General features: G+C 64.5%; 26 protein-coding genes and 2 tRNA genes. 14 read left to right on the top strand and 14 right to left on the bottom strand.

All coding sequences use genetic code 11. The features are described from left to right. On the top strand, nt 1-718 hold a 718-nt coding region (locus A985_RS26460; protein WP_017235252.1), incomplete at its 5' end, for a DMT family transporter. A gap of 45 nt (nt 719-763) precedes the next feature. Here A985_RS26460 and A985_RS0120530 read toward each other — a convergent pair. After that, entirely contained in the window at nt 764-1522 is a 759-nt protein-coding gene (locus A985_RS0120530; RefSeq protein WP_017235251.1) for an SDR family NAD(P)-dependent oxidoreductase, read from the bottom strand. Between the two features lie 218 nt (nt 1523-1740). Here A985_RS0120530 and A985_RS0120525 point away from each other — a divergent pair, with 218 nt between their 5' ends. After that, nucleotides 1741-2646: a LysR family transcriptional regulator gene (locus A985_RS0120525; protein WP_017235250.1), complete on the top strand. Its 906-nt coding sequence runs from the start codon at nt 1741-1743 to the stop codon at nt 2644-2646. Between the two features lie 70 nt (nt 2647-2716). Here A985_RS0120525 and A985_RS0120520 read toward each other — a convergent pair whose 3' ends face one another. Next, a complete protein-coding gene (locus A985_RS0120520) occupies nt 2717-3388 on the bottom strand; it encodes a TetR/AcrR family transcriptional regulator (protein ID WP_017235249.1) in 672 nt (223 codons plus the stop codon). Between the two features lie 165 nt (nt 3389-3553). On the opposite strand from A985_RS0120520, the gene A985_RS0120515 reads away from it, so the two are divergent. The 4 genes from A985_RS0120515 (at nt 3554) to A985_RS0120500 (ending at nt 6312) form a co-directional block, all read left to right on the top strand. Further along, entirely contained in the window at nt 3554-3973 is a 420-nt protein-coding gene (locus A985_RS0120515) for an SgcJ/EcaC family oxidoreductase (RefSeq protein ID WP_017235248.1), read from the top strand. 63 nt (nt 3974-4036) lie between these two features. Beyond that, entirely contained in the window at nt 4037-4465 is a 429-nt protein-coding gene (locus A985_RS0120510) for a VOC family protein (RefSeq protein WP_017235247.1), read from the top strand. A gap of 147 nt (nt 4466-4612) precedes the next feature. Then, nucleotides 4613-5542, top strand: coding sequence for an ABC transporter ATP-binding protein (locus tag A985_RS0120505; RefSeq protein ID WP_039830619.1), 930 nt, complete (start codon nt 4613-4615; stop codon nt 5540-5542). Nucleotides 5543-5550: 8 nt separating this feature from the next. Next, nucleotides 5551-6312, top strand: a complete 762-nt coding sequence (locus tag A985_RS0120500) for an ABC transporter permease (protein ID WP_026132215.1) — start codon at nt 5551-5553, stop codon at nt 6310-6312. Between the two features lie 57 nt (nt 6313-6369). Here the strand turns inward: A985_RS0120500 and A985_RS0120495 are convergent, their stop codons facing one another. Continuing rightward, nucleotides 6370-6984 (bottom strand): glutathione S-transferase family protein, encoded by a 615-nt coding sequence (locus A985_RS0120495; protein WP_017235244.1) that lies wholly within the window; start codon nt 6982-6984, stop codon nt 6370-6372. 239 nt (nt 6985-7223) lie between these two features. Here A985_RS0120495 and A985_RS0120490 point away from each other — a divergent pair, with 239 nt between their 5' ends. After that, nucleotides 7224-7934, top strand: a complete 711-nt coding sequence (locus A985_RS0120490) for a type 1 glutamine amidotransferase domain-containing protein (RefSeq protein WP_017235243.1) — start codon at nt 7224-7226, stop codon at nt 7932-7934. A gap of 107 nt (nt 7935-8041) precedes the next feature. Here A985_RS0120490 and A985_RS0120485 read toward each other — a convergent pair whose 3' ends face one another. Further along, nucleotides 8042-8563, bottom strand: coding sequence for a DUF1993 family protein (locus A985_RS0120485; protein WP_017235242.1), 522 nt, complete (start codon nt 8561-8563; stop codon nt 8042-8044). Nucleotides 8564-8838: 275 nt separating this feature from the next. On the opposite strand from A985_RS0120485, the gene A985_RS0120480 reads away from it, so the two are divergent. The 4 genes from A985_RS0120480 to A985_RS0120465 all read left to right on the top strand — a co-directional run bounded on the left by A985_RS0120480 (nt 8839) and on the right by A985_RS0120465 (nt 11136). Beyond that, nucleotides 8839-9573: a YoaK family protein gene (locus A985_RS0120480; protein ID WP_017235241.1), complete on the top strand. Its 735-nt coding sequence runs from the start codon at nt 8839-8841 to the stop codon at nt 9571-9573. A gap of 150 nt (nt 9574-9723) precedes the next feature. Further along, complete coding sequence (locus tag A985_RS0120475) at nt 9724-10236, top strand: hypothetical protein (protein ID WP_017235240.1); 513 nt, start codon at nt 9724-9726, stop codon at nt 10234-10236. A gap of 213 nt (nt 10237-10449) precedes the next feature. Further along, complete coding sequence (locus A985_RS0120470) at nt 10450-10767, top strand: hypothetical protein (RefSeq protein WP_017235239.1); 318 nt, start codon at nt 10450-10452, stop codon at nt 10765-10767. Nucleotides 10768-10839: 72 nt separating this feature from the next. Next, nucleotides 10840-11136, top strand: coding sequence for a YciI-like protein (locus A985_RS0120465; protein WP_026132214.1), 297 nt, complete (start codon nt 10840-10842; stop codon nt 11134-11136). 181 nt (nt 11137-11317) lie between these two features. Here A985_RS0120465 and A985_RS0120460 read toward each other — a convergent pair. The 6 genes from A985_RS0120460 to A985_RS0120435 form a co-directional block, all read right to left on the bottom strand. Continuing rightward, nucleotides 11318-11393: transfer RNA gene (locus A985_RS0120460), tRNA-Glu, on the bottom strand. Nucleotides 11394-11409: 16 nt separating this feature from the next. Then, a tRNA-Ala gene (locus tag A985_RS0120455) sits at nt 11410-11485 on the bottom strand. 121 nt (nt 11486-11606) lie between these two features. Continuing rightward, complete coding sequence (locus A985_RS0120450; protein WP_017235237.1) at nt 11607-12692, bottom strand: DSD1 family PLP-dependent enzyme; 1086 nt, start codon at nt 12690-12692, stop codon at nt 11607-11609. 163 nt (nt 12693-12855) lie between these two features. Further along, the gene (locus A985_RS0120445; RefSeq protein WP_232424698.1) at nt 12856-15852 is read right to left on the bottom strand and encodes an FAD-binding and (Fe-S)-binding domain-containing protein; all 2997 of its coding nucleotides are present in this window, start codon (nt 15850-15852) and stop codon (nt 12856-12858) included. A gap of 165 nt (nt 15853-16017) precedes the next feature. Further along, nucleotides 16018-17295, bottom strand: coding sequence for an MFS transporter (locus A985_RS0120440; protein WP_017235234.1), 1278 nt, complete (start codon nt 17293-17295; stop codon nt 16018-16020). Between the two features lie 187 nt (nt 17296-17482). After that, a complete protein-coding gene (locus tag A985_RS0120435; protein ID WP_017235233.1) occupies nt 17483-18703 on the bottom strand; it encodes an alanine--glyoxylate aminotransferase family protein in 1221 nt (406 codons plus the stop codon). A gap of 176 nt (nt 18704-18879) precedes the next feature. On the opposite strand from A985_RS0120435, the gene A985_RS0120430 reads away from it, so the two are divergent. Beyond that, a complete protein-coding gene (locus tag A985_RS0120430; protein WP_017235232.1) occupies nt 18880-19596 on the top strand; it encodes a GntR family transcriptional regulator in 717 nt (238 codons plus the stop codon). Between the two features lie 54 nt (nt 19597-19650). Here A985_RS0120430 and A985_RS27225 read toward each other — a convergent pair whose 3' ends face one another. Both A985_RS27225 and A985_RS0120420 read right to left on the bottom strand, forming a co-directional pair. Beyond that, nucleotides 19651-20292 carry a flavodoxin family protein gene (locus A985_RS27225; RefSeq protein WP_017235231.1) on the bottom strand — a complete coding sequence of 214 codons (642 nt, stop codon included), beginning with the start codon at nt 20290-20292 and terminating at the stop codon, nt 19651-19653. Between the two features lie 537 nt (nt 20293-20829). After that, a complete protein-coding gene (locus tag A985_RS0120420; RefSeq protein WP_017235230.1) occupies nt 20830-21651 on the bottom strand; it encodes an IclR family transcriptional regulator in 822 nt (273 codons plus the stop codon). 245 nt (nt 21652-21896) lie between these two features. On the opposite strand from A985_RS0120420, the gene A985_RS0120415 reads away from it, so the two are divergent. Beyond that, nucleotides 21897-23345, top strand: a complete 1449-nt coding sequence (locus A985_RS0120415) for an NAD-dependent succinate-semialdehyde dehydrogenase (protein WP_017235229.1) — start codon at nt 21897-21899, stop codon at nt 23343-23345. A 161-nt stretch (nt 23346-23506) separates the two neighbouring features. Continuing rightward, on the top strand, nt 23507-24667 hold the full coding sequence (locus A985_RS0120410) for an iron-containing alcohol dehydrogenase (protein WP_017235228.1): 1161 nt from the start codon (nt 23507-23509) through the stop codon (nt 24665-24667). 194 nt (nt 24668-24861) lie between these two features. On the opposite strand, the gene A985_RS26450 is transcribed toward A985_RS0120410, so the two are convergent. Beyond that, nucleotides 24862-25986 carry a glycosyltransferase family 9 protein gene (locus tag A985_RS26450; protein WP_017235227.1) on the bottom strand — a complete coding sequence of 375 codons (1125 nt, stop codon included), beginning with the start codon at nt 25984-25986 and terminating at the stop codon, nt 24862-24864. A 168-nt stretch (nt 25987-26154) separates the two neighbouring features. Further along, nucleotides 26155-26718 (bottom strand): rhodanese-like domain-containing protein (locus A985_RS29535; RefSeq protein WP_255349107.1); only part of this gene is annotated, 564 nt, incomplete at its 5' end.

The raw sequence follows: 26718 nt of genomic DNA, 5'->3' as shown, positions 1-26718 counted from the left end.
GCGGGTCGCGGGCGGCGCGCCGTGGCGCGGGCTCTCGCCCGCCTCGGCGTTGCGACTCATCCTCGCCGGCGGGCTCCTCGGCGCGCATTGGCTCGCGTTCTTCCTGGCGATCAAAGCGGGCGGCGTTGCCGTCGGCACGCTCGGCTTCGCCTGCTTCCCGGCGTTCGTGATCCTGCTTGAATGGCCATTGCGTCGCGAGCGCCCCACCTTGGGCGACGCGGGCGTCATCGCACTCGTGTGCGTCGGACTGGCGCTCGTCACCCCGGCGTTCGACTGGCGCGCCGGGGCAACCGTCGGTCTCGCGTGGGGAGTGTTCTCCGGCGCCCTCTACGCCGTTATCGCCCTGTCCAATCGCGTGCTGGGCGCGCAGGTCTCGCCGCTGCAGGCCAGTTGGTGGCAATGCTTCGGCATCCTGCTCGTGCTCGGCCCGTTCACCTGGCGCGAGGCACTGTCGCTCCCCGCGACGCAATGGGGGTGGCTCGCATGCCTCGGCGTCGTGTGCACCGCCCTCGCCTACACGCTGTTCATCCATGCGCTGCGCACCGTCAAAGCCAGCCAGGCCGCGGTCGTCATCGCCCTCGAGCCGGTCTACGCCATCGCCTTCGCATGGGCGCTGTTCGGCACCTCGCCCACGCTCAAGATGGCCGCGGGCGGTGTGTGCATCGTCGGCGCCGTGGCCTGGTCCGGTTCGATGCGCTCACGCCGTCCCGCTCACTGATGCCTCACCGCCCCCTCACTGAGGCTCCCATGAGGCCGTCGGCCGTCAGACGAACATCCCGCCCGACGCCTCGATGCGCTGGGCATTGATCCAGCCGGTCTCGTCGGCCAGCAGCGCCGCCACAATGCCGCCGATGTCGTCGGCCTCGCCCACGCGGCCCAGCGCCGTGTTCGCGGCCACCATCTGATTGACGCCCTGATTGTCACGCACCGTGCCGCCGTTGAAGTCCGTCGCGATGGCGCCCGGCGCCACCGTATTGGCTCGAATACCGCGCGCGCCCAACTCCTTCGCCAGGTAGCGCGAAAACACCTCGATACCGCCCTTCATCATCGCGTAGGCCGACGCGCCCGGCAGCGAGAATCGCGCCAGACCGCTCGAGACGTTCAGGATGCGTCCGCCGTCCGAGATCAGCGGCAGCAACGTCTGCGTGAGGAAATACGGTCCCTTCAGGTGCAGCCGCACGAGGTCGTCGAACTGCGCTTCGGTCGTCTCGACGAATGGCGCGTGCAAGCCCGTTCCGGCGTTGTTGACGAGGAAATCGAACGTATCGCGCTGCCAGACATCGCCCAACACGCGCCCGATTTGCGCGGCGAACGGGCCGAACTGCGAGGCATCCGACACGTCGAGCGGCAAGGCCACGGCTTTCGCACCCAGCGCGACGATCTCAGCCACCACCGCGTCGGCTTCCGCGCGCTGGCTGCGATAGGTGAGGATGACGTCGATTCCGCGACGTGCCGCTGCGAGCGCCGACGCGCGGCCCAGGCCGCGGCTGCCACCGGTGATGAGAACGATTTTGCGAGTCATGGTATTTCTCCTGAAGGCGTTGGGCCTTGCCGGTTGGCAACGCCCTGTTGAACCCCATCGACACCCGTGCCGTTCGATGTCGGTGACAGACGGCAGGTTGAGGTGCGGCGGTATGTTCAACAGGTTATTGCAACGAATTTCACCAATAAACCCGCAATAATTGATTACACTGATCAAATTTCCATAACAATCAACGATTGGATCGACCGTCGCTTACCATGCATCAGCTCGACGCCATGCGCATCTTCGTGCGTGTTACGCAGACCGGCAGCTTCACGCAGGCCGCCGACAGTCTTGGCCTGCCTCGCGCCAGCGTCTCCAATGCCATCAAGCAACTGGAGGCCAAGCTGGGCACGCGCCTGCTGCATCGGACCACACGACGCGTGCAACTCACGCAAGATGGCCAAGCGTGCCTTGAGCGATGCCAGGATTTGCTCGCCGACATGGAAGAGTGGGAGACGATGTTCGTCGCGCGCGACGAAGCGCTGACAGGCCGTCTGCGCGTCGATTTGCCTGCCACGCTCGCGCGTACGACCGTCATTCCGCAACTGCCCGCCTTCTTGGCGCAACATCCGGCCCTGCGCCTTGAACTGTCGAGCACCGATCGGCGTGTCGATCTCGTGCGCGAAGGATTCGACTGCGTGCTGCGCGTGGGCGCCGTCGCCGATTCGACGCTGATCGCGCGACCGCTCGGCCACATGCGGCAGATCAACGTCGCGAGCCCGGCGTATCTCGCCCGTTACGGCATACCGCGCTCGCTCGACGACCTGCGCTCGCATCGACTGATCCACTACGCGACGACGCTGGGCGCTCGCCCCGTGGGCTGGGAATATTTCGACGGCGAACGCTATGCGCAGTGGCCAATGGAAGGCGTACTGACCGTGAACAATGCCGACGCCTATCAAGCGGCGTGCCTCGCCGGACTCGGGCTGATTCAGGCGCCCGAGAGCGGCGTGCGAGGGCTGTTGGCCGACGGCACGCTGCAAGCCGTGCTGCCGGAGTTTCAAGCGCAGCCGCTGGCGGTCACCTTGCTGTATGCGAACCGCCGTCACCTGCCCCGGCGCGCCCAGGTGTTCATGAACTGGCTCGCCGACTTACTGACACCACGTCTGACGGCGATTTAATGTTGCGTTGCCATCTGTTGAAGTCGGTGGGCAAATGCCCCACGCGACGACCATTGCGGCTGTCTGCGCCTCACTGACACTCCCCCCCTTGCGATAGCCCCCGCTCGACCATTGCGACGAGGCGCTGCCCCAACCCGTCGACCTGATCGTCGGGCAGATCGCGCAGCGGGCCGTCGATGACCAGCACGGACAATCCATGCACGGCCGCCCAGGCCAGATACTCCGCGCCGGGTCGCTGTGCCGCGTCGATGAGCTTAGCCGCGACCATACCGTCGAGCGCCGCCCCCAGCAGTTCGAACGGGTTGAGACCGCTCGCCCCCGCCTTGGCCGGATCGGCCGCCGAACGCACATTCTCCGACGGAGAAAAGGCCGTTCGAAACAGCCCCGGATGCGCGCGAGCGAAGTGCAGATAACCGATGCCGACAGCACGCAGCCCGGCGCGGGCGCGCGCAACCATGTCGAGCGCCGAGGTCTCCCGTGCCGCCAACTCAAGTTCGATGGCCACCGCCAATTCGGCCAGGGCCGCCGAGCGCACGGCGTCGAGCAAATCCTGACGATTCGCGAAGTGCCGGTACGCCGCATTCGGCACGACCCCGGCGCGGCGCGTCGCCTCGCGCAAGACAACCGCATCCGGCCCGCCCTCGCGTGCCAGCGCAATCCCGGCCTCGAGCAACGCCCGGCGCAGGTCGCCATGTCGATATGTCGTGCGCGCCGGGCCGGCCGTTGTTACCTGTTCAGTCATTACAACCCCTTGTGGACAGTGTCCATTATGTCTGCTATTGTTTGTGTACACTGTCCACAAAGACAAGTTGCGGTGCATCATGTCTCGATGTACCGGGCGGCAGGGGCGTATCGTCGCCGTTGCCGTTCCCCACCAGAAGTCACTCGCTTTACATCAGGAGGCACTATGGTTGAGACGTATCCTGCACACGGCGACGAAGCCGCCATTCGGGCGATTCATTCGGCATGGCTCGACGCCGTGCGCAGCAAGTCGGTCGGCACACTGCTCGATCATTACGACCCTGACGTCGTCGTGTTCGACGTGATGCCGCCCATCGAGCATCGCGGCACCGAGGCGTATCGCCGTCTGCTCGAGGGTTGGTTCGGCCACACGGTCGGGCCAATCCATTTCGAAGTCACGCAGTGGCATCTCGTGCACGCCGGCGATCTGGCGTTCAGCCACAGTGTGAATGTGGTTCGCAACACCGGCCCCGACGGACAGACGCACGGCGCCACCGTGCGCGCGACCGTGGGCTATCGCAAGACGCAAGGTCGCTGGCGCGTGGTGCACGAGCACGCGTCGGTACCCATGACGTTCGCACCGTAATCCTTGTCTGCCGGGGTGTCGCCACGCCCCCCCCCCCTTTATCCGAATCGAGAGGAGCGTTCCATGCAAGTCCATTCCTATTTGTTTTTTGAAGGTCGTTGCGAAGAAGCCATTGCGTTCTACGAGAAAGTGCTGGGCGCGAAGCGCGGCATGCTCATGCGCTACGGCGAGAGCCCTGAGCCGTGCCCGTCGGGGATGCTGCCGCCCGGAAGTGAGAACAAGATCATGCATGGCGAATTCACCCTCGGCGATTCGATGGTGATGGCCTCGGACGGCATGGTGAGCGGCAAGCCCAAGTTCGACGGCTTCTCGCTGTCGGTCGACTTCGCTGAAGTGGCCGCGGCCGAGAAGGCTTTCCACGCGCTCGCCGACGGCGGCGAGGTCAACATGCCGCTCGGCGAGACCTTCTTCGCGAAGACGTTTGGCATGGTCAAGGACCGCTTCGGCATGAACTGGATGGTGATCGTGCCGAAAGAAATGCCGAAGGGCTGAGGTATCGGCGCGCGCCGGGCACTTGTCCGGCCGCTCGCTTCGTTGCTGTGGGCGGGTATCGGCGCCGACGACGGCCCCGCTGCCCGCTTTTTTGCGCCCGCGCGGCGTGCCCAACAAGTTCTTCACGCCTGTGCTATCGTCGCCGCCATGCCATCCGTGATCTCAATCCAGAATCTGTCGAAGACGTACGCGACCGGTTTCCAGGCGCTCAAGAACATCAATCTGGAAATCCAGCGCGGCGAGATCTTCGCCCTGCTCGGCCCGAACGGCGCCGGCAAAACGACCCTCATCAGCACCATTTGCGGCATCGTGCGTCCGACCTCGGGCACGGTCACCGTCGACGGTCACGATATCGTCACGGACTACCGTGCCGCGCGTGAGGCCATCGGGCTGGTTCCGCAGGAGCTGACCACGGACTCGTTCGAGTCGGTGTGGGCCACTGTCTCGTTCTCGCGCGGCCTGTTCGGCAAGCCCGCAAATCCGGCGCACATCGAAAAGGTGCTGCGCTCGCTCTCGCTGTGGGAAAAGAAGGACAGTCGCATCATGCAGCTCTCGGGCGGCATGAAGCGGCGCGTGCTGATCGCCAAGGCGCTCTCGCACGAGCCGCGCGTGCTGTTCCTCGACGAGCCCACCGCCGGGGTCGACGTGGAGTTGCGTCGCGACATGTGGCGTCTCGTGAACTCGTTGCGCGAGACCGGTGTGACCGTGATCCTCACCACGCACTACATCGAAGAAGCCGAGGAGATGGCCGATCGCGTGGGCATCATCACCGGCGGGCAGATCACGCTCGTGCAGGAGAAGACCGAGCTGATGCGGCACATGGGCAGCAAGCAACTCACGTTGCAACTGACCGAGCCGCTCAGCGCCGTGCCCGAGGCGCTGGCTGCCTACGGCCTCACGCTCGACGCCAACGGCACCGAACTCGTCTTCACCTATGACGCCAACATCGAGCAGACGTCCATCGCCACCCTGCTGCGCGACATGGAACGCGCCGGTATCTCGGTGAAGGATCTGCATACGACGCAAAGCTCGCTCGAAGATATCTTCGTCTCGCTCGTGCACAGGAAAGAAGGATGAGCCGCGCCATGAATTTCTACGCCGTCAGGGCGATCTACAACTTCGAGATGGCGCGCACGCGTCGCACGCTGATGCAGAGCATCATCTCGCCGGTCATCTCGACCTCGCTGTACTTCGTGGTGTTCGGTGCGGCCATCGGCTCGCGCATTCCCGAAATCGAGGGCGTGCCTTACGGCGCGTTCATCGTGCCGGGCCTCATCATGCTCTCGCTGCTCACGCAGAGCGTCACGAACGCGTCGTTCGGCATCTATTTCCCGCGCTTCACCGGCACGATCTACGAACTCCTCTCCGCGCCGGTGTCGTATATGGAGATCGTGATTGCCTACGTGGGCGCGGCAGCCACCAAGTCGATCGTGCTCGGGGTGATCATGCTCGGCACGGCCGCGTTGTTCGTGCCGCTGCGCATCGAACATCCGATATGGATGGTGTTGTTCCTGGTGCTCACGGCCGTGACGTTCAGCCTGCTCGGTTTCATCATCGGCATCTGGGCCGACGGCTTCGAGAAACTGCAACTCGTGCCGCTGCTCATCATCACGCCGCTCACCTTTCTCGGCGGTAGCTTCTACTCGACGCACATCCTGCCGCCGTTCTGGCGTACCGTCACGCTGTTCAATCCGGTTGTGTATCTCATCAGCGGTTTTCGCTGGAGCTTCTACGGGCTGGCGGACGTGAGCGTCGGGGTGAGTCTGGGCATGACGCTCGTTTTCCTCGCCGTCTTCCTGAGCATCGTCGCCTGGATGTTCAAGACCGGTTACCGGCTCAAGAGCTGACCCCGCCTGCCGGACGGCAAGCCGTCCGGCGCCAGGCGTGTGCCGCCGCCGTGTCGGTCAGGTCGGCGGTGTTTCGAGAAACGCCGGGAGCGCTTCCGCCTGCACGGAAAAGCTGGCGACTTCCGGAAACTCGGCCGTGAAGTCGAGTTCCGGCACCAACAGGTGATGGAACCGCCATGCCACGGCGATCGTCACGCCGTGCTCGCCGATCCGGTCCGGCGTTGCCACGATAGGCACTTGCGCCAGTTCGACCTCCAGCGCGTGAAAGGCTGCATGCACCTGTTTGCGCACGCGATCGGTCCACGGGACGTGCCGCTTCTCGCTCGGACGCAGTTCGCGCTCGTACACCAGTTGCACCGACTTTTCGCACGCCGCCAAGGCCAGGCCCGTCAGGCGCAATGCGCGCAAACGCTCGGCAGGATCGCTCGGTACAAGCCGCTGCGCCGGATCGACCAGCGTCTCCAGGTATTGCAGGATCAGCGTGGAGTCCATGAGCACCGTGCCGTCGTCGGTCACGAGCGTCGGGGCCTTCACGACCGGATTGATCTCGGCAAACTCGTCAAACGTTCGAAACACGGAGAGCGCGTGATGCGCATACGGTAGGCCCAGCAACTTCAGGCAAATCGCCGTGCGGCGCACGTAGGGGGAATCGAGCATTCCGATCAATTGCATGTCTTGCTCCTGAGGACGGCAGTCGCCGCCGGGTCGTAGGGTCTTGCGTGGGCTGAATGGCGGCGGGCGGTGCCGGCATCCGCACAAGCATAGCGGACGTCCGATGCTCCGCAAATCGAATTCGATCACCGCTTTCTGCGAATTTTGCTCACAAGAGACGCGCGCGAGCCCGTCGCGGGCGAGCGTGCCCGATGACGGGTAGAATTGCCCGAATGGCCGACTCGACAAGGAGACGATTCATGAACATCCTGATGGTGCTGACCTCGCACGACCGCCTCGGCGACACGGGCAAGAAGACCGGTTTCTGGCTCGAAGAATTCGCCTCACCGTACTACGTGTTCATCGACGAGGGACTGGCGGTCACGCTGGCGTCCCCCGCAGGCGGCCAGCCGCCGCTCGATCCGAAAAGCGACGAGCCCGATGCCCAGACCGATGCCACGCGACGCTTCCGTGAAGACTCGGTCGCGCAGCAGGCGCTGGCGAACACCCTCCGGCTCGCCGACGTCAAGGTCACCGACTACGACGCCGTCTTTTACCCCGGCGGCCACGGCCCGCTATGGGATCTCGCGCAAGACCCGAACTCCATCCGTCTGATCGAAGCTTTCGAGCGCGCCGGCAAGCCCATCGGCTTCGTCTGCCATGCGCCGGGGGTGCTGCGTCAGGTGCGCAGCGCGAACGGTGAGCCGCTCGTACGGGGGCGCCACGTCACAGGCTTCACCAACGAGGAGGAGGCCGCCGTCGGTCTCACCGACGTGGTGCCGTTCCTGGTTGAAGACGAACTCAAACGGCTGGGCGGGTTGTATGAGAAGGCCGACAACTGGCAATCGCATGTGGTCGGCGACGGCCGGCTGGTCACGGGCCAGAATCCGGCCTCGTCGGACGAAGCCGCGCGCACGGTGCTCGCCATGATGGAACCGCGTCTGCCGTCTCTGCCGTCGTCCCTTCCCTGATGCACGAGAGGCGCTTGCATCGTGCCGGCTCCACGCGCTGACGCGGCGGCTTTAGTCAGCCCGCATCGGCGCGTTTCCCGCCGGCGCTGCCAATCGGCACGCGCCGGTCAGATTTTCTGCGTCTCGTACGGGCCGAGATAATCCGCCTTGCCGACCGCCACGCCTTGCGCGCGCAGAATGTCGTGCGTGGTCGTGACATGAAAATAGAAGTTCGGCAATGCGAACTTCAACAGATAGTCGACCGCGTCCATCGTCGTCTGATGGTCCTTGAACTTCAGGGTGATCTGTCGCGACTCGGCCCCATCGAATCGATCTTCGAGAATACCGGCGATGAACGCCTCGGTGTTCGCGACGCGATCGCGCAGTTGGTCGAACGTCGTCTCGTTGTCGTCGAACTTCGGCGACTCCACGCCCGTGATTCGCGCGACCGCGAACTTGGCCGTGTCGCTCACGCGCTGCACTTGCGCCACGAAGTCGAGCATATCGGGGGCGAGCTTCGCCTTGAGAATCGTCGCCGGGTCGAGCGCGTTCGCTTCGCAATGCGCGCGCGCCTTCTGCAGGTAGTCGGCCATGACGGTCAGGCCACGCAGATAGACCGGGACGGTGGCGCGATAAAGAGAGATCGACATCGGAAGGCTCCTCGAAGTTTGGCATGACGGTGAGCGCACTCGAAACGTGCGATAAGACATGCTATCAGCCCCGAAACATTCTCGCCGGGCACGCCGACGCCTCACGGAAACGGTGACGCGATCGCCTGCGGGATCGACGCTGCGCGGTGTCACCGCGCGATCGTCCCGCATCCGGCGGTGATATGCTTCACTCGCACACCGTGCCTGCCTGCGCTTGCCTCGCATGCCGAACCGGATGCGCAAAACCTGCCATGCAAGTCGACAGAGGAGCTGCCATGGGTGCCCCCCGCCACATCCCCACGCCGACCGAGGCCGCCACCGTTGCGCGCACGTGGGTGAGCCACTTTGCCAAACCCACGGCCATCGGCATGACACTCGCCTTCGTGGCGGGCTATATCGACGTCGTAGGCTTCATCGCGTTGTTCGGACTGTTCACCGCGCACGTGACCGGCAACTTCGTGATGATCGGCGTGCAGTTGGTCGCGAGCACCCATGTCGGCGTGCTGGCCAAACTGTTGGCACTGCCCGTGTTCGTCATCGTCGTCGCGCTGGTGAAACTCGTGGTGCAGCGCTTCTCGCGAACGGAACGACGGCCGCTGCGGCGGCTGCTCGTGGTGCAAACGTTGCTGCTGCTCGGCTTCATGATCGTTGGCATGGCGGCACAACCCATCATCTCGGCCGATGCGCCGCTGGCGATTCTGTCGGGCATGTTCGGCGTGGCTGCCCTCGCGATCCAGAATGCCGTCGGGCGCCTGGTGCTCGCCGATCTGGCCCCCACCACGATCATGACCGGCAACACTACGCAAATCGTGATCGATATCGTCGAGTTGGCGAGCGGTCATTGCAGCGACGACAACGCCGTGCGAGCGCGTCTGCGCAAGATGATTCCCGCCTTGGCGGCGTTCGCTGTCGGGGCCGTTTTCGGCGGCTTCGCGTATCACGGCACGGGGTTCTGGTGCGTGGTGCTGCCAGTGCTGCTGCTCGTGGCGCTGGCGATCGCCAACGAGTGAGCGGTTGACGCTGGCATCACGCGTTTGCCTACGCAGCGCAGCGAATGCGTCCGCGCTTTGGCCGGACGCGGTAAAATCGCATCCTTCAGCCGTGCGCTTCGACGCGCCTCGCACCATCATCCGCCCATCCCCACGCACCGATCTTCGCCAGTGACTGCCACCCCCGCCAACCTTCTTCCGACCGAGAACTCCGCCGATAGCGGCGATGCCATCCACGACGCCCGCCTTTGGCGCGACGACGGATGGACGGCCAAGGTCGTCAAGAACGAGGACGACGACGGCTGGGCGGTCGCCATGTACAAGGACGGCGAATCCGAGCCGGCGCTCGTCGGTCCCTGGACCATGGGGCGTGACAAGAAGAATCCGAAGCCGCTCGATGTTGGCGCTTTCCACACGCTGGTGAAAACGGCCGACGAAGTGCTGCGCCGTCACGAACAGCAGTTGCGCGCCCAGTTGCACAAGCGCGTGAGCGTCGACGGCCCCGACGGCGACATCGACGTCACGCTCGACATCGTGCCCGACGACTACGACCCCCACGCTGTGCTGAGCGCTGTCGACCGTTTCGGCGAAACCGTCGCGTCGGTCAAGGTGCCGCCTACGTTCAAGCTCTCGCGCCACAGCGCCCGCGCGTGGATCGAGAACGATTTCCAGCGGCCCCAGTAAGCGCCCGCTCACGTAACGCCCGGCGTTGTCGTCGGGCGCTCTATCGGGAGCGGCGACATACCCCATTACGTTGAATACCGGGATAGCGGCTCGTCTGGCTGGGCCTTCCAACGCGCTCTATGATGGGCTTCATCGACGCTCCGCTTGCCACGCGAGCGGGCACTCACACTGCCCCGCGTCGATGCATCGCTATGCTCACCGTCAGGAGACCCTATGAAGCGCTTCCACATCGCACTCGCCGTGCGCGATCTCGACGAGTCCATCCAGGACTATTCGGTCCGTCTCGGTCAGCCGCCAACGGCTGTCGTGTCGGGTGCGTACGCCATGTGGCGCACCGATCTGCTGAACTTCTCGATCAATCAATCGCCGTCACGCGCCGGAGAACTGCGACACGTCGGCTTCGAGGACGACGCCGCCCCGGAATACTCGAGCAGCACCGATTGCAACGGCTTGATGTGGGAAGCGTTTTCCGCGAGGGAGCAGGACCAACGCATAGTGAGCACTTACGGGGTAGCGGTGCGTCACGCGTAGCCCTCTGCCCTGCCGTCGGCGTTTTGCGGATAATGAACGCGGTACGGCAGCGAACTCAACGGAGGCATGACCATGCATTACCTGCTCACCTACGACCTCGTCGACGATTATCTCGAACGGCGAGGTCAGTACCGCGACGCGCATCTGGCGCTCGCATGGCAAGCGGCCGAACGTGGCGAACTGCTCCTGGCCGGCGCCCTGGAATCCCCCGTCGACACGGCCGCCCTACTCTTCGAAGGCGACTCGCCGGCTGCGGCGGAAGCGTTTGCGAACGCCGATCCCTACGTAGCCCATGGACTGGTGAAGTCGTGGCGCGTGCGCCCGTGGAAAACGGTGGTGGGGAAGCGGGCGAGTTCGCCGGTGCGTTAAGCGCGACGGCCATTGCGTGCGTTCGCGTCTGCGATTGCGATTGCCGCATCGCATGCCGTGGATGCACGCGCAATCCACCGCAGAAAAACAAAACGCGCTTGGCGATGAAGCCAAGCGCGTTTGTCGACAACCGATTGAGCGTCGTTCTTTCGGAAAGCTCCGAGAGTCACGCCGGTAAATCTGGCGTCCCCTAGGGGATTCGAACCCCTGTACTGACCGTGAAAGGGTGATGTCCTAGGCCTCTAGACGAAGGGGACATAAAGTCTTCCGTTTTGGTGGAGGTAAGCGGGATCGAACCGCTGACCTCTTGCATGCCATGCAAGCGCTCTCCCAGCTGAGCTATACCCCCGTACGGCGAAGAAGTGAGACTATAGCGCGGTTTTCGAAGGTTGGGAAGCCCCCACCCCAAAATATTTGGCGCGGACGCGACGTATCGGCGTCCATCCCGATCGGCCATGCCGCGCTCGCGCTCACTGACTGAGTCCGCGCGCCTCGATAGGCCATAGCCCTTCGACTCGTCCGTGTCGCACCGCGACGTATCGGTCGTAGAGATTGACCGTCGGATCGCAATGTCCCGGCACAAGCAGGATCGGCTCGCCGAGCCAGGGAACGCCGTCCTCGTCGGGCGACGCCAGTTCGAGCACGCCATGCTCGTCCGACGCCGTGCGATATTGCGGCTGGCCCGCCTGTTGCGACGACCAGAAGCGAGGCAACCCGGAATCGGTCGCCACACTCTTGAGTCCCGCGTCGCAAACGATGATGCCCGCGCGCGCCGTGCTCATGACCGTCGACGCGAGAAAGAGCCCATGACGAAAGCGCCAGTCGCCGCGCCATTCCAGCGAGCCATAATGACCGTCGATAAACACATACGAGCCAGGCTGAACCTCCGTATAAACGCCGCTCTCGATGTCGAACTCGGCCGTGCCGGTCCCGCCGCCGGTCACCACAGGACAGATGATGCCGCGCGCCTCCAGAAAGCGCACATAGTCCGCCGCACGATCGGCGGCAAGCCGTGCCGTGTCGCGTCGCGCGAGCCAGCCATCGACATGCTGCGCACTGCCGTGATACGCCTGCAACCCGCCGAAGCGCAGCCCTTCGTAATGATCGATCGCGTCGATCAGCTTGCCCACCGCCTGCGTCGAATCGACACCGCAACGCCCCTGCCCCACATCGACCTCGGGCAACACCGCGATGCGCACACCGGCGCGCTGTGCCGCCTTGCCGAGCGGCGCCACCTGACGCACGTCGTCCACGCACACGGACAGCGTCACGCGCGCGGCCATCGCCACGGCCAGCGCCACACGGGCTTCGCCAACGAACTCGTTGCTGATGTGGATGCTGCCGATGCCCGCGTTGACGAACGGAATCGCCTCGGTGAGCTTCTGACAGCAGATGCCCACCGCGCCCGCCGCCATCTGCGCCTGGGCGATCGTGGCGCACTTGTGCGCCTTGGCATGCGGACGCACCGCCACCCCGCGCGCGGCGGCCGCGCTCGCCATGCGCGCGACGTTCGCGTCGAAGGCGTCGAGATCGAGCAGCAAGGACGGCGTGGCCACCTGGGCAAGCGAATCTCCCACACGGGCGACCGGCGGCACCGCAAGACGCCCGGAGGAGGCGCTCGAAGAGTCCGAAGAGGCCGAAGAGGCCGAAGAGGCCGAAGCCGTATTGTCCGAATCGGGCATCACAATCCTTTGAAAGGCATTTGCAAAAAAACGGCATTCACGCGGGCAGCGCGCGGTCCAGCACACATGCCACATGAAGCGCTTGCGTCTGCGCGCCATCGTGGATCTGATGCCGGCAACTGGTGCCGTCGGCAACCACAATGGCATTCTCGCCGCGCTGTCTGACCGCGGGCAATAGCGTCAATTCGGACATCGCTCGCGACGTGTCATAGTGCTCGGCCTCGTATCCGAAACTGCCCGCCATGCCGCAGCATGACGATTCGATCGATGATACCTTCAGCCCCGGCACCCATCCAAGCACCGCCGTGACGGGCGAGAACGCGTCGAACGCCTTCTGATGGCAGTGCCCGTGCACCAGGGCTTCGCCCACACCGTCGGGCAGCGCGCGCCAGGCGACGTCGAAGCGCCCCGCCGTCTTCTCACGAACCAGAAATTCCTCAAAGAGAAACGCGTTGTCGGCCAACTTGCGGGCCGCATCGCCAAAACCGTAGCTCAGCACCTCGTCGCGCAGCGACAGCAGGCACGACGGCTCCAGGCCCACGATCGGCACGCCGCGCTCGACGAACGGCATCAGCGCGTCGAGCAGGCGCCGCGCCTCCGCCTTCGCCTCATCCACGAGCCCCGCCGCGAGGAACGTGCGACCGCAGCACAACGGCCGCTCGCCCGCCCGCCGATTCACGTGAACGGTATACCCGGCGGCTTCGAGCACGCGCTTCGCGGCGCGCGCGTTCTCCGGCTCCATGTAATTGTTGAACGTGTCGACGAACAGCAGCACCTGGCGCAGCCCCGCCGAATCTCCCGCGCTCGGGTCCGCCAGTGGCACCTGATGGTCCAGGAACGAAGCCTTCAGCGCCGGCAGCGAGCGCTCCGGCGCCAGGCCGAGCCAGCGCTTCGCCACGTTGCTGCCCGGCAGCCGCTGCGCCGCATCAAGCAGACCGCCCACGCGGCTGGCCCATGGGGCGTAGCGCGGAAGATAGGCGATCAACTTGTCGCGCAGCGACACGCCGTGACGCTTGGCCCGCGCGTGACGCGCCTCGATCTTGAAGCGCGCCATGTCGATGCCTGTCGGGCAATCGCGCTTGCAGCCCTTGCACGACACGCACAGATCGAGCGCCGCCTTGACGTCGTCGCTGGCGAGCCCCGCCTCGCCCAATTGCCCCGACACGGCCAGACGCAATGTATTCGCACGTCCGCGCGTGACGTGCTGTTCATCGCGCGTGACGCGGTAGCTCGGACACATCGTGCCCGCGTCGAACTTGCGACAGTGCCCGTTGTTGTTGCACATCTCGACGGCCGACGCGAGTCCGTGTGTGGCATCGGTGCCGGTGTCGGGCGCCGTCTGCTCGCCGGTCAGCGCGTTGCGCTGTACGTTCCACGCCGTCCAGTCGAGCGCGGGCGCGATCGGTTGGGCGGCGTAGCCGGGTGCGAAGCGAAACAACTCGCGCGCGTCCATCTTCGGTGGACGAACCATCTTGTCCGGGTTGAAGCGATTGTCCGGATCGAACAGTTGCTTGATCTCGCCGAACGCCGCGTTCAGCCGCGGACCATATTGCCACGCCACCCACTCGCCGCGGCACAGCCCGTCGCCGTGCTCGCCTGAATAGGCGCCCTTGTATTCGCGCACGAGCGCCGCCGCCTCCTCGGCGATAGCACGCATCTTCACGGCGCCGTCGCGACGCATGTCCAGGATCGGCCGCACGTGCAGCGTGCCCACGCTCGCATGCGCATACCATGTGCCCTCGGTGCCGTTACGATGGAACACTTCGGTCAGACGCCGCGTATATTCGGCAAGGTGTTCCAGCGGCACCGCGCAATCTTCGATGAACGACACCGGCTTGCCATCGCCCTTCATGCTCATCATGATGTTCAGGCCCGCTTTGCGCACTTCCCAGAGCGCTTTCTGCGGCCCCGCGTCGGGCATCTTCACCACGACGCCCGGCAACCCGAGATCCGCCATGAGCGTGGCGAGATCGTCGAGCCTGGCGCGAAGCGCGCCGGCGTCGTCTCCCGCGAATTCCACCAGCAGAATCGCTTGCGGATCGCCGACGAGCGCCGTCTCGATCACGGGACAGAACGCGGGGTTGTCCATCGCCAGGTCGATCATCGTGCGGTCGACCAGTTCCACCGCCACCGGCCCCAGCTTGACGATGTGCTGTGTGAGATCCATCGCCTGATAGAACGTGGGGAAGTTCACCACGCCCAGCGTCTTGTGCACCGGCAGCGGCACGAGCTTGAGCGTGATCTGGCGGCTGTACGCCAGCGTGCCTTCCGAGCCGACCAGCAGATGCGACAGGTTGGCGACGCCGTCGTCCGTATAGGCGCGCGGGTTGAGGCAGTCGAACAGATCGAGGTTGTAGCCCGCGACACGCCGCAGCACGCGCGGCACACGCTCGCGCAATTCCTCGCGCTCGCGCATGGCAATGGCGTGCACGCTCGCGAGAATCGCCTGCGTGCGGGCGTCGGTGGGCGGCGAATGGAGCGCGCCGAAATGCAGTTGCGCGCCGTCGGCCAGCACGGCATCGATGCTCAGCACGTTGTGCACCATGTTGCCGTACTCGAGGGAGCGCGAGCCGCACGAGTTGTTGCCCGTCATACCGCCGACGGTGCATTGCGCGGCCGTCGACACGTCCACCGGGAACCACAGGCCGTGCGGCTTGAGCCACGCATTCAGGTGATCGAGCACGATGCCCGGCTCGACGGTGACCGTGCGCGCCACGGCGTCGAACGCTACCACGCGGCCCAGCCACTTGCTGTTGTCGATGACAAGCGCCTCGCCGATGGTCTGGCCGCACTGGCTCGTGCCCGCGCCGCGTGCGAGCACCGGTACGCGCAGGTCGCGCGCGATATCGAGGGCGAGGATCAGATCGTCCTGATCGCGCGGCACCACCACGCCGATCGGAAAAATTTGATAGATCGACGCGTCGGTCGCGTAGCGGCCACGGCTCGCGCGATCGAAGCACACATCGCCGCGCAGCTCGCGACGCAGACGGTCCTGCAACGGCGTGAGCGCAACGCCGCCGCGCTGCATTGGCATCAGAGGCACGGGCTGGCCGACGAGATTCGGATGCGCGTTCGCGCGAGAGTTCGATTGGGAATTCATGACGTTGCGGGTGTTGGACGAGACGGACCCAGGGCAAATCGGGGCGAGACGATCCTGCCGGGCAGGCGTGACGCCGGTCCGGCAGGGGTTATGCGCAAGTCAGACGGCCTGACGGGTGTTGCTCGCTGCGGCGGCATCGCCGTCGAGGGAGAATTTGCTCTCGGGCTGCATGCGGAAGGCCAGCACGACACCGAGGGCCATGAGCATCATGCTGCCGACGAACGGCAATTCCCAGTTGCCCGTGCGATCGATGAGATACCCCGAGATCACCGGAGAGAGAATCGCAGCCAGTGCCGACCCGGTGTTCATCATGCCGCTGGCCGTGCCCGAGTGTTCCGGCGCGATATCCATCGGAATCGACCACATCGGCCCGATCGTCATCTCGGCGAAGAAGAAGCCGAACGCCAGGCATGCCACCGACACATACAGTTGGTGCGTGAACAGCATCGGCACGAGCGAGAGCAGCGTGAGCAGCATGCAGATCGACACCATCCAGCTACGTGCGCGCTTCAGGCTGCCGGTGCGCTCGTACAGTTTGTCGGTCACGATACCGCCCAACGTATCGCCGAGCACACCGGCGAAGAACACACTCGAGGCGAACAGCGCCGACTTCTTCAGATTGAGGTCGTAGCTGTGCAGGAAGTATTGGGGAATCCACGACAGGAAGAGCCAAAGCGTCCAGCCGTAGCAGAAGTACACGATGGTGACCGGCATCATGCGCTTGAAGAGCGGTCCCCACGGCAACGACGCGCGCTTGGCTTTCACCGGCGGCAACAGGGCGAGTTCTTCGGTCGTGATGCGCGGATGATCCTGCGGGCGCTCGGTAAACGTGAGCCCCCACACCGCGACCCAGACCAGGCTCACGATCCCGCACAGATAGAACGATTCACGCCAGCCATGCGTGGCCATGATGAACACGACGACGGCGGGCGCCACGGCGTTACCGATGCGCGAAGCCGCGTGCGTGATGCCCTGCGCAAAGCCGCGCTTCTCCTTGGCGACCCAGCGCGACATGGCCGACGTGGCGGCCGGGAACGTGGCGCCCTCGCCAAGGCCGAGCAGCAGGCGCGCGAGTAACAGCGTGACGAGACCACCCGCCATGCCGGTGAGGATCGTCGCGACCGCCCACAACGCACCGCACACGAGCAGCGTACGCTTCGCTCCGAAGCGATCGCTCACCCAGCCACCAATGATTTGAAAGACCAGGTAGGGGTAGGCAAATGCCGAGAAGACGAGACCGATTTCCGTCTTGTTGAGATTGAATTCCTTGCCGAAGCCGGCCGCGGCCGTGCTGACGTTGACGCGATCGAGATAGGTGATGAAATACATGACGCATAGCATCACCAGCACGACCCGGGTCGCTCTGAAAAGCTTCATTGCATGTCTCCTGAAACAGCCTGTGAAGCGCGCCGGCAACATGCCGGCGGCGCAAAAGGTGTTGCGGCGGCCGGGGCCCTTCTACGGTGTGGCCCCGTGCCGTCTGAATGACAGATCAAGCGTTCACTGCAGGGGCGCCCCAGACGGTGGCGGCCCCCCATCGCCCAGTCCCTGCGACGACGACGCCTCAGGCGGCCACCTTGAGCGACGGCGTGTCCCGCGCTTGCGCCAGGTAGTCCATTGCGGCAACCACGCCTGACCCGGCGAGTTTCACGCCGGACATCCGCAGCCCCATTTCGCACCCCGAAAGCGTTGCCATCAGCGTGAGGTCGTTGCAGTCGCCCAGATGCCCGATGCGGAACATCGTGCCGCGAATCTTGCCCAGCGCCTGCCCCAGCGACATGTCGAAACGTTCGTAGATCCGCTTGCGCACGTCGTCGGCGTCCACGCCTTGCGGCATGACCACGCCGGTGAGCACCGGGCTGTAGACCGACGGGTCCTGACACTGAATCTCCAGCCCCCACGCGCGCACCGCGCGGCGCGTGGCTTCGGCCAGGCGTTGGTGGCGCGCGAACACGTTGTCCAGCCCTTCCTCGAAGATCATGTCGAGCGCTTCGGACAGGCCGTACAGCAGGTTCGTGTTCGGCGTGTACGGCCAGTAGCCGTTCTTGTTCGCTTCGATGATGTCTTGCCAGCCCCAGAACGCGCGCGGCAGTTTTGCGTGGAGACCGGCGTCGAGCGCCTTGGTCGAGACCGCGTTGAAGCTGATGCCCGGCGGCAGCATCAGTCCCTTTTGCGAGCCCGAGACGGTGACGTCCACGCCCCATTCGTCATGACGGTAATCGGCCGAGCCCAGGCCCGAAATCGTGTCGACGAGCAACAGCGCGGGATGTCCGGCCGCGTCGATGGCACGGCGCACGGCCGCGATGTCGGACGTGACGCCCGTCGAGGTTTCGTTATGCACCACGCACACGGCCTTGAGCGCGTGCCCGGTGTCGGCGCGCAGACGCGCTTCGATCATGTCGGGCTGCACCCCGCGGCGCCAGCCGTCGGTCCCCGGCAGGCCGATGAACTCGGGCTTCAGGCCGAGACTCTCGGCCATCTTCTCCCACAACGTGGAGAAATGCCCCGTCTCGAACATCAGCACAGAATCCCCCGGCGAGAGCGTGTTCGACAGCGCCGCCTCCCACGCACCGGTGCCCGATGCCGGGTAGATCACCACGGGCTGCTCGGTCTTGAAAATCTTCTTGATGTCGGCGAGCACCTTGCGGCCGAGCGCGCCGAATTCCGGGCCGCGATGATCGATCGTCGGGTAACTCATGGCGCGCAGAATGCGATCGGGCACCGGGCTGGGGCCTGGAATTTGCAGGAAATGGCGGCCCGAGGGATGAAAATCAAGCTTCAGCATGAACGTCTTTCTCCTCTTGAAAATTCTCTTTTGAATTTTGCATGCAAAATACTTTAGCAGAGCACGCTACTTTCGCAAGAGGCAGGAAGCCGTTTTAATACAGTCGTTTACCCTAGAGACACGAGCGCGTCGCGCCATACGTTACAATCACGACCATAGAGATTTACGGATTTTGAATGCAAAGCATGGAAAACACATCGACGATTGCCGCCCCAGACATTCCCCGAGTGGAGCGCCTGCGCTTGCACGACACGGTCGTCGAGCACCTGCGCAAGCTCATCATCGAGGGCGTGCTATCGCCGGGCGTGAAACTCAATGAACGGGAGTTGTGCGAGACGCTAGGCATCTCGCGCACGCCGCTGCGCGAGGCCTTCAAAGTGCTGGCCGCCGAGGGACTGATCGAGATTGCGCCGAATCGCGGGGCAAGTGTTGCCCGCATGACGGAGAAAGAAATCCGGGAGATGTTCGAGCTGATGAGCGCGCTCGAAGCGTTTTCAGGCGAGTTGGCCGCCGAACGGATGACGCCGGTCGAGCTGGCCGAAATCAAGGCGCTGCACTATGCGATGCTCGCGTGCCGCGCGCAGCAGGATTTGCCGGGCTATTACGCACGCAATCAGGCGATTCACGATCGCATCAATGAAGCCGCGCGCAACGGGGCGTTGCGCCAGACCTATGTCGCGATCAACCGCCGGTTGATGGCGCTGCGTTTTCGCTCGAACTTCCACGCGGACAAATGGGATCGCGCCATTGCCGAGCACGAGCAGATGATCGACGCGCTGGAAAAGCACGACGGCAAACGCCTCGGCGACATCCTGCGCAAGCATTTGCTCGCCAAACGCGACGCCGTGTTGCAAATCCACGCCGAACCGGCGCAAGGCGCGCCGAGCAACTGAATTCGAGCGACCGTCTGACACGCATCGACAGCGCTCAGACGCTGCCGATTCCGATCACAGCCGGCGCTCGGCCGCTTCGCGTGCGCGACGTGCCAGCACGGCCGGTGACTCGAGCACCTCGCCGGCCAGACGCGCGACGAGCGCCGCGACATGACGACCGTATTGCTTGCCGGCGATCACGTCCACCGGGTCGAGCGCGTAGGCGGCATCGACATCCCCTCCGGGTGCCGTGACGGCCGGAAAACTGGCGAGCGGTTGCAGGGATGCGCTCGCGCGCGGCGCAATCTCGGCGTCGTCGGCATCGGCCCACAACATGCCCTGCTGCGCGGCGAGCGCCGCGAAGTAGTCCAGCGTGTCGCGCTTGTCGTCGCCGGGACGATAGCTGAACGAAAACCCGCCAGCCACTTTATTGCGCCAGCCGAGCAGGCGCCACATGCCGGTCGTCGCATCGGCAAACGCCTTGAACGGCGCGGCGATGCCGCCCTTGAAAGCCGGGGCGCCGAAAATAATGGCGTCTGCCGAAGCCAGACGCATGAGCATGGCCTCGTCGTGCCACTGCCCGTCGATGAATTGATGCGGCTCGATGCTGAGCAATTGCGCATGCGCACCGGCGTCGTTGACCCCTTGGGCGACGGAATGCGCAATCATGGCGGTCGCGCCGCCTTGCGAGTAATAGACGATTGCGATATTGGACATGGCGTAGTGCTTCCCGAATGGATGTCCGCCCCATGGCACCGCCCGGATCGCGCTTCCCCGCGCTTCCGCTGGCTTGTCTGGACATCGGTCAAGGCCAAATGATGCCAGTGAAAACCCTAGGGGAATAGCCGGCAGAATCGAACATGACTGTTCCGCCAACGATAACAATCGAACGGCGACGCCACGCTGTCGGCCAGTCATCACGTACCTGACAGGAAGATGGCACGCCGCTGACGGCAGGTCGGGCCGTGCTCCCTTCCGGATCGAGGCGATCCGGTAACCCTGCGCCCTGGACGGGCTCGCCACGCCACAAATCAACGAGATCCCTGCGCAAACTCGCGCCTTTTTTGCCGCCGAATTTGGGATAAGTCCGAAGGAAAAACGAGCCTCTTTGTCCGGTGACGTCGGAAGTTGGTCTCAAATTACTTCGAAATCAATCCAGGATCACTCCGGAATCGATCCCCAATGGGATTCCCAACCGATCCGACAGCAACGCGGCAGGACGCAGGACCGTTAGCACCATACCGGCGCAATGTCTCAGCGTCGCGCCGACGCTCCAAGCCGTACCGACAACTGATCGGCCAGTTCGCGAATCTGGCGCCCGAGGCGCCGGCCCGTTGCCAGGTCGATGTCGTTCGTGACGAAACTGACGGCGAGCCCCGCGACGGCGCGCTCACCGCTCGCATCGAATACCGGTGCGCCGAAGCAGATCATGCCTTCGCGCATCTGCCCGTTGTCGATCGAGTAGCCATCGCGACGCGCCTGCGCCATCTCTTCGGCCAACGCCGCATACGTCGCCACGCTGGCACGCGTGAGCGGCGCGGGCCAGGCACCGGCGAGCAGATCGGCGGCCTCATCCGCCGGCAGCGTCGAGAGCATGGCCTTGCCGGTCGCCGTGTAGGGCGCGGGCAACCGCATGCCGATGCGGAAGGTCACGCCGAGCGGCCGATTGCCGTTGTGACAGGCGAGATAGATCACGTCGGTGCCATCGAGCACAGACAGCGTGACGGTCTCCTGCTCGAAGGCGGACGACGCCTCCCAAACCGCGCGGAATTCTTCGGTGACGTGGGTCTGCGACAGGAACGCATTCGCCCATCCCATCACGTACGAGCCCATCGTCATGCCGCCATTGGCGTGGCGCTTCACGAGCCGCAACTTGACCAGCGTGTCGCACAGGCCGTGCAGTGTGCTCTTGGGCACGCCCGTCTCCCTCGCTAGATCGGCCAGCGCGATCGGCTCGGCCGCCGCCGCAATCACATCGAGGATGCGTACGGCGCGCACCACAGCGGGCGCGGTGGTCTTGAGCGGTTCGCCGTCGCGGGCATCGTTGGCGGGGATATCAAGTTTGCGCTTGGGCATGAATCGGAAATCGGCTTCAGAAGGGTCAAAATGGATCGGGGCGGGCTACGCCGCCCGTAGGGTACGGGCAAGTGATGGGAATGCCGCCTTCGGAAAACCCTGAGTTGCACGGAAAACGTTCGCTACGTAGAATGAGGTTCAATACATAGAATATCGTTCAATAGATGGAACAGCAAGCGGCAATTCGAGACACTGCCGTGCGTCGTTTCCCCAACCGGAACTGCCGGCGAGCCCGGCCAACTGCCATGCAACTTAAAGACACCTCCCTCTTCAAGACACTCGCCTGGGTCGATGGCCAATGGATTGCGTCCGACAGCGGCAAGACGCTCGACGTACTGGACCCGGCCACCGGTGAAGTCCTGGCCAAAGTGCCGGAACTCGGCGCGGCGGAGACGACGCGGGCCGTCGCGGCCGCGGAAGCTGCGCAAAAGCCGTGGGCCGCGCGCACTGGCAAGGAACGTGCGGCGGTCTTGCGCCGCTGGTTCGATCTGATGGTCGCCAACACGGACGACCTGGCGTATCTGATGACGCGCGAGCAGGGCAAGCCGCTGGCGGAGGCGCGTGGCGAGATCGCCTATGCGGCGAGTTTCATCGAGTGGTTTGCGGAAGAAGCCAAGCGTGTGGATGGCGACGTGCTCGCCACGCCCGCCTCGGACAAGCGTCTGGTCACGCTCAAGCAACCGGTCGGCGTGTGCGCGGCGATCACGCCGTGGAATTTCCCGGCAGCGATGATTACGCGGAAGGTGGCCCCGGCGTTGGCCGCGGGCTGCGCGATTGTGGTGAAGCCGTCGGAACTGACGCCGCTCTCCGCCTTTGCCCTGGCCGAGCTGGCGCACCGCGCCGGCATTCCGGGCGGTGTGTTCCAGGTGGTAACGGGCGACGCACGCGCGGTGGGGGGTGTGTTGACGTCGCATCCGGGGGTGCGCAAGTTGTCGTTCACGGGGTCCACGGCGGTGGGCCGACTGCTGATGGCGCAGTGTGCGCCGACGGTCAAGCGCATGTCGCTGGAGCTGGGGGGCAATGCGCCGTTCATCGTGTTCGACGATGCCGACCTCGACGCCGCCGTTGACGGCGCGATCGCGGCGAAGTACCGCAATGGCGGGCAGACTTGTGTATGTGCGAATCGCTTCTATATTCAGGACGGCATTTACGACGCCTTCGCCGAAAAATTCGCCAAGCGCGTTGCGGGCATGAAGGTGGGCAACGGTCTGGAAGACGGCGTGGTGGTCGGCCCGCTGATCGAGGGCAAGGCGGTCGAGAAGGTCGTGGCGCTGGTGGACGACGCGAAGTCGCGCGGCGCTCGCGTGCTGGTGGGCGGCACCGCGCACGCGCTGGGCGGCACTTATTACACACCGACGGTGATTGCGGAGGCCACTTCGCAAATGCGCGTGGCGCGTGAGGAAATCTTCGGTCCGGTCGCGCCGTTGTTCCGTTTCACGCACGACGCGGACGCCGTCGCCTTTGCGAACGATACGGAGTTCGGGCTCGCGGCTTATTTATACACGCGCGACATCGCACGGGCATGGCGCACTGCGGAGGCGCTCGAGTACGGCATGGTGGGTCTGAACACCGGCCTGATCTCGAATGAGGTGGCGCCGTTCGGCGGCATCAAGCAATCGGGGGTGGGTCGCGAGGGGTCGCGTTATGGCATCGAGGAATACCTCGAAATGAAGTACCTGTGCCTGCAATTGTGATGGCTGGGTAACAGATCAGGTTCAGGATCAGGCTCACGCTCAGGCTCGCATCGTTCGGTGGCGCGCGGCGCGGCGCCCGCCGACGTCAACCGCATCGACCGGATAGATCGCGGCAGGCTTGTCGCGCACGCGGTAGTGAAGGTCTCACGAGGATATCGGCCATGAACGCTTTTCGTTTCCAGACGGTTCCGACCGTCGTTGTGGAATTTGGCGCAGCGCGTCGTCTGGGGGCATTGCTGCGCGAGCAATATCCGACGGGCACGCGTTTGTGTGTGGTGACGGACGGCTTTCTACACAAGAGCGGCTTGCTGTCCCCGGCACTGGCGGATCTCGCCAGGCATGGCTGGCAGGTGTCGGTGATCGACGATGTGATCGCCGACCCGCCGGAGCATGTGGTGCTGGAAGCGGCCCAACGCGCTCGCGCTGCCGACGCGGAGATCGTGCTGGGGTTGGGCGGCGGCTCGTCGATGGATGTGGCGAAGCTGCTTGCGGTGCTGCTGCCTGGCGCGCAATCGCTCAAGGAGATGTATGGCATCAAGAAGGTGACAGGCACGCGCCTGCCGCTGGTGCAGATGCCGACGACGGCCGGTACGGGCTCGGAAGTGACGGCCGTGTCGATCGTGACGACAGGCGAGACGACGAAGATGGGGGTTGTCTCCCCGCAGCTTTTTGCGGATCTGGCGATTCTGGACGCGGAACTCACGCTCGGTCTACCCCGCGCGGCCACGGCCGCCACAGGCATCGACGCGATGGTGCACGCGATCGAAGCTTATACGTCCGCCCATTTGAAGAATCCAATCTCGGACACGCTCGCCGTGAAAGCGTTGGCGTTACTCTCGCGCAATCTGCTGAGCGCCTGTCACGACGGCAACGATCGCGCCGCTCGCGAAGCCATGCTGGTTGGCGCGATGTTCGCCGGACAAGCGTTCGCCAATTCGCCGGTCGCCGCCGTTCACGCCCTGGCCTATCCGATCGGTGGCATCTTTCACGTTGCACATGGCCTCTCGAACGCGCTCGTGCTCTCTCACGTCATGCGCTTCAATGCCCCCGCCGCCAGCCAGCACTACGCGGAACTGGCCGATGTGATTCTGCCCGCCAAGGCCTCAGGCAGCGACGAAGCCAAGACCGATGCCCTCATCCGACACATCGAATCGCTGATCGTCGACACCGCCATCCCCCGCACGCTGCGCGAAGTCGGCGTGAAACAAACCGACATCGCCCGTCTGGCCAGCGACGCGATGCTGCAAACCCGACTTCTCGTGAATAACCCGCGCGAAGTGACCCAGGCCGATGCATTTGCCATTTATAGCGCGGCGCTTTGATCGGGCGCCTGCTCGGTGTTGCATGACGCCGATTGTGGTCGCTGATGCGGCCCCCTGCTTCGTACCTCTGCTTCGTACCCCTTCAGTGCTTCAACGACGGACCGGGGCCCCTTTCCGCCTCTCAGACATAAACCCAACTCGCTGCAGAAAGGGGCCCCGATCCGTCTCTTCCCATCCCCCCTCCCCGCCATCCCTCACCTCGTCGGCATGCTCGCCAGCGTCGACACCACCGTTTCCGCCAACTCGGCTGCATCCACCGCACTCACATCCGAATCGGCCTGCAACGGCGTCGACTGACATCCCGGTGTGAGCCTGAGATACGGCGGCTCCGCCTTCGCAAACAACGTGACGCTCGGCGTCAACGTCGTGTGCGCCACATGCATCAACCCACCATCGGCACCCACGAATAACGCCGCGTTCGCAATCACCCGCTTCGCTTCGCGCAACGTCAACTGACCCACGAAAGATGTCAGCGTCAGATGGACAAATTTCGCCTCCATTAACGCGTTTGCCGCATCCACACCATTGCCCGACCCCAGCAACACTACGCCATCCGGCATCCCCGGCTGGTACGCAATGTCATACGCCTGAAGGAATTCCCGCCAATGCGCATACGTCCGGCGCGGCTCGACACCCCCCATCGCCAACACCAGGAACGCCCCCGGCAATACTTGCCCCACGACCGACGCCGGCAGCGCCGTTTCCTGCCGCAAGTAAGGCTTGGCGCGCGCGAACAAGTCGTCGGACGCCAACCCCAGCGAAAAGACGTCGTTGACCGCCGCAAGGCTGAACTGGGTCTGGTTCCGGTCCGGCCCGTGAAAGAATCGGAACAAACACGCAAACGGCAGCGACGGGAAATATTTCCGCTTCAGCCGCAGCGTCGGATAGTTGAACTCCTGCAATACAATGACGTCGTAATCGCCCGGCTTCACACTCGCCGGATCGTCGTACACGTGACGGAAAATATCGTCGCCCTCGAACACGCCCTTCAAGCCCGGCGTAATCAACAAATCGACCGGACCCTCGCGCCCACGCAACAACGCACGGCCCGACATATCCATCACCGCATCACCGACCGATGCCTTGCCCCCATAGATCCACAGCACGCGCGCACCCGGCGACACCCGACGCACCTCTCGGCTCGACTGCCCGCTCAACGCAAGACGCAAGCGACGATGCAGGTATTTTTTGGCAACGCTCAACGATGACGTGCGCTGCAGGAATACGTCGGGCTCGTGGTACACCCAGGCATAAGGAATGCGGGTGCTCGGTTCGGTGAGAGCGCCCAGTCGGCGGGCAATGAAGCGCTGCAATGGCATGATGGGTTCGAAAGCGAGTCGGCACCGGTTCGCCCGCGCGTGAATCGGGTTCACATCGTGGCGTCAGGCGGCGGCGTCAGAAGGTGGGGAGTATGCCACGTCTGCCCCCGATTGACGGCAACGCAACGCTCCCTCCGCCCTGCACCACCGGGCGTCCCTTTGACTCGCTCACACCACCCGGAAATGGTGCGTTCCATCGCGATGCAACTGGTCGACGAGCCCATACTCCCAATCGAGGTACGCCTGCATCGCCTCGGCAGCATTGTCCGTGCCCTCGTACGGACGACGATAGCGATCGTCGCGCGGGCTCGCCAGCCGCGTCGGTCCCGATTCGAGCGGCAGCCCAGCCTGGATCCACGCCTGCGTGCCACCGTCGAGCACCACGATTTCGGCATCGGTCAGACGCCGCAAATCGGCCGCCGCAAAGCGCGCAAGCAAGCTGGAGCCGCAAGTGAGCACGTACCGCTGCGCAGGGCCGATCTCCCGCAAGGCCTCGGCCAGGCGCGCGCGAATGACGAACCACGCCCCCGGAATGTGGCGTTTGACGTAGTTGACGCCCGAGGTGACGTCGAGCACCACGATCTGGCCAGGCGCTGACTCGTCAAGCCAGCGCGCGAGCACCGCCGGCGAGACGGTCTCGACATCGGCCGCGCTCGGCGTATGCAACGGCCATCCGCCCTGGGCACTGCGCGCCTCGTCGCCATGCGGCTCGACGACGTAGACGGTCCAGCC

The organism is Pandoraea sp. B-6 (assembly GCF_000282835.1).
Taxonomy (GTDB): Bacteria; Pseudomonadota; Gammaproteobacteria; order Burkholderiales; family Burkholderiaceae; genus Pandoraea; species Pandoraea cepalis.
This window is presented reverse-complemented; position numbering and strand designations above follow the sequence as displayed.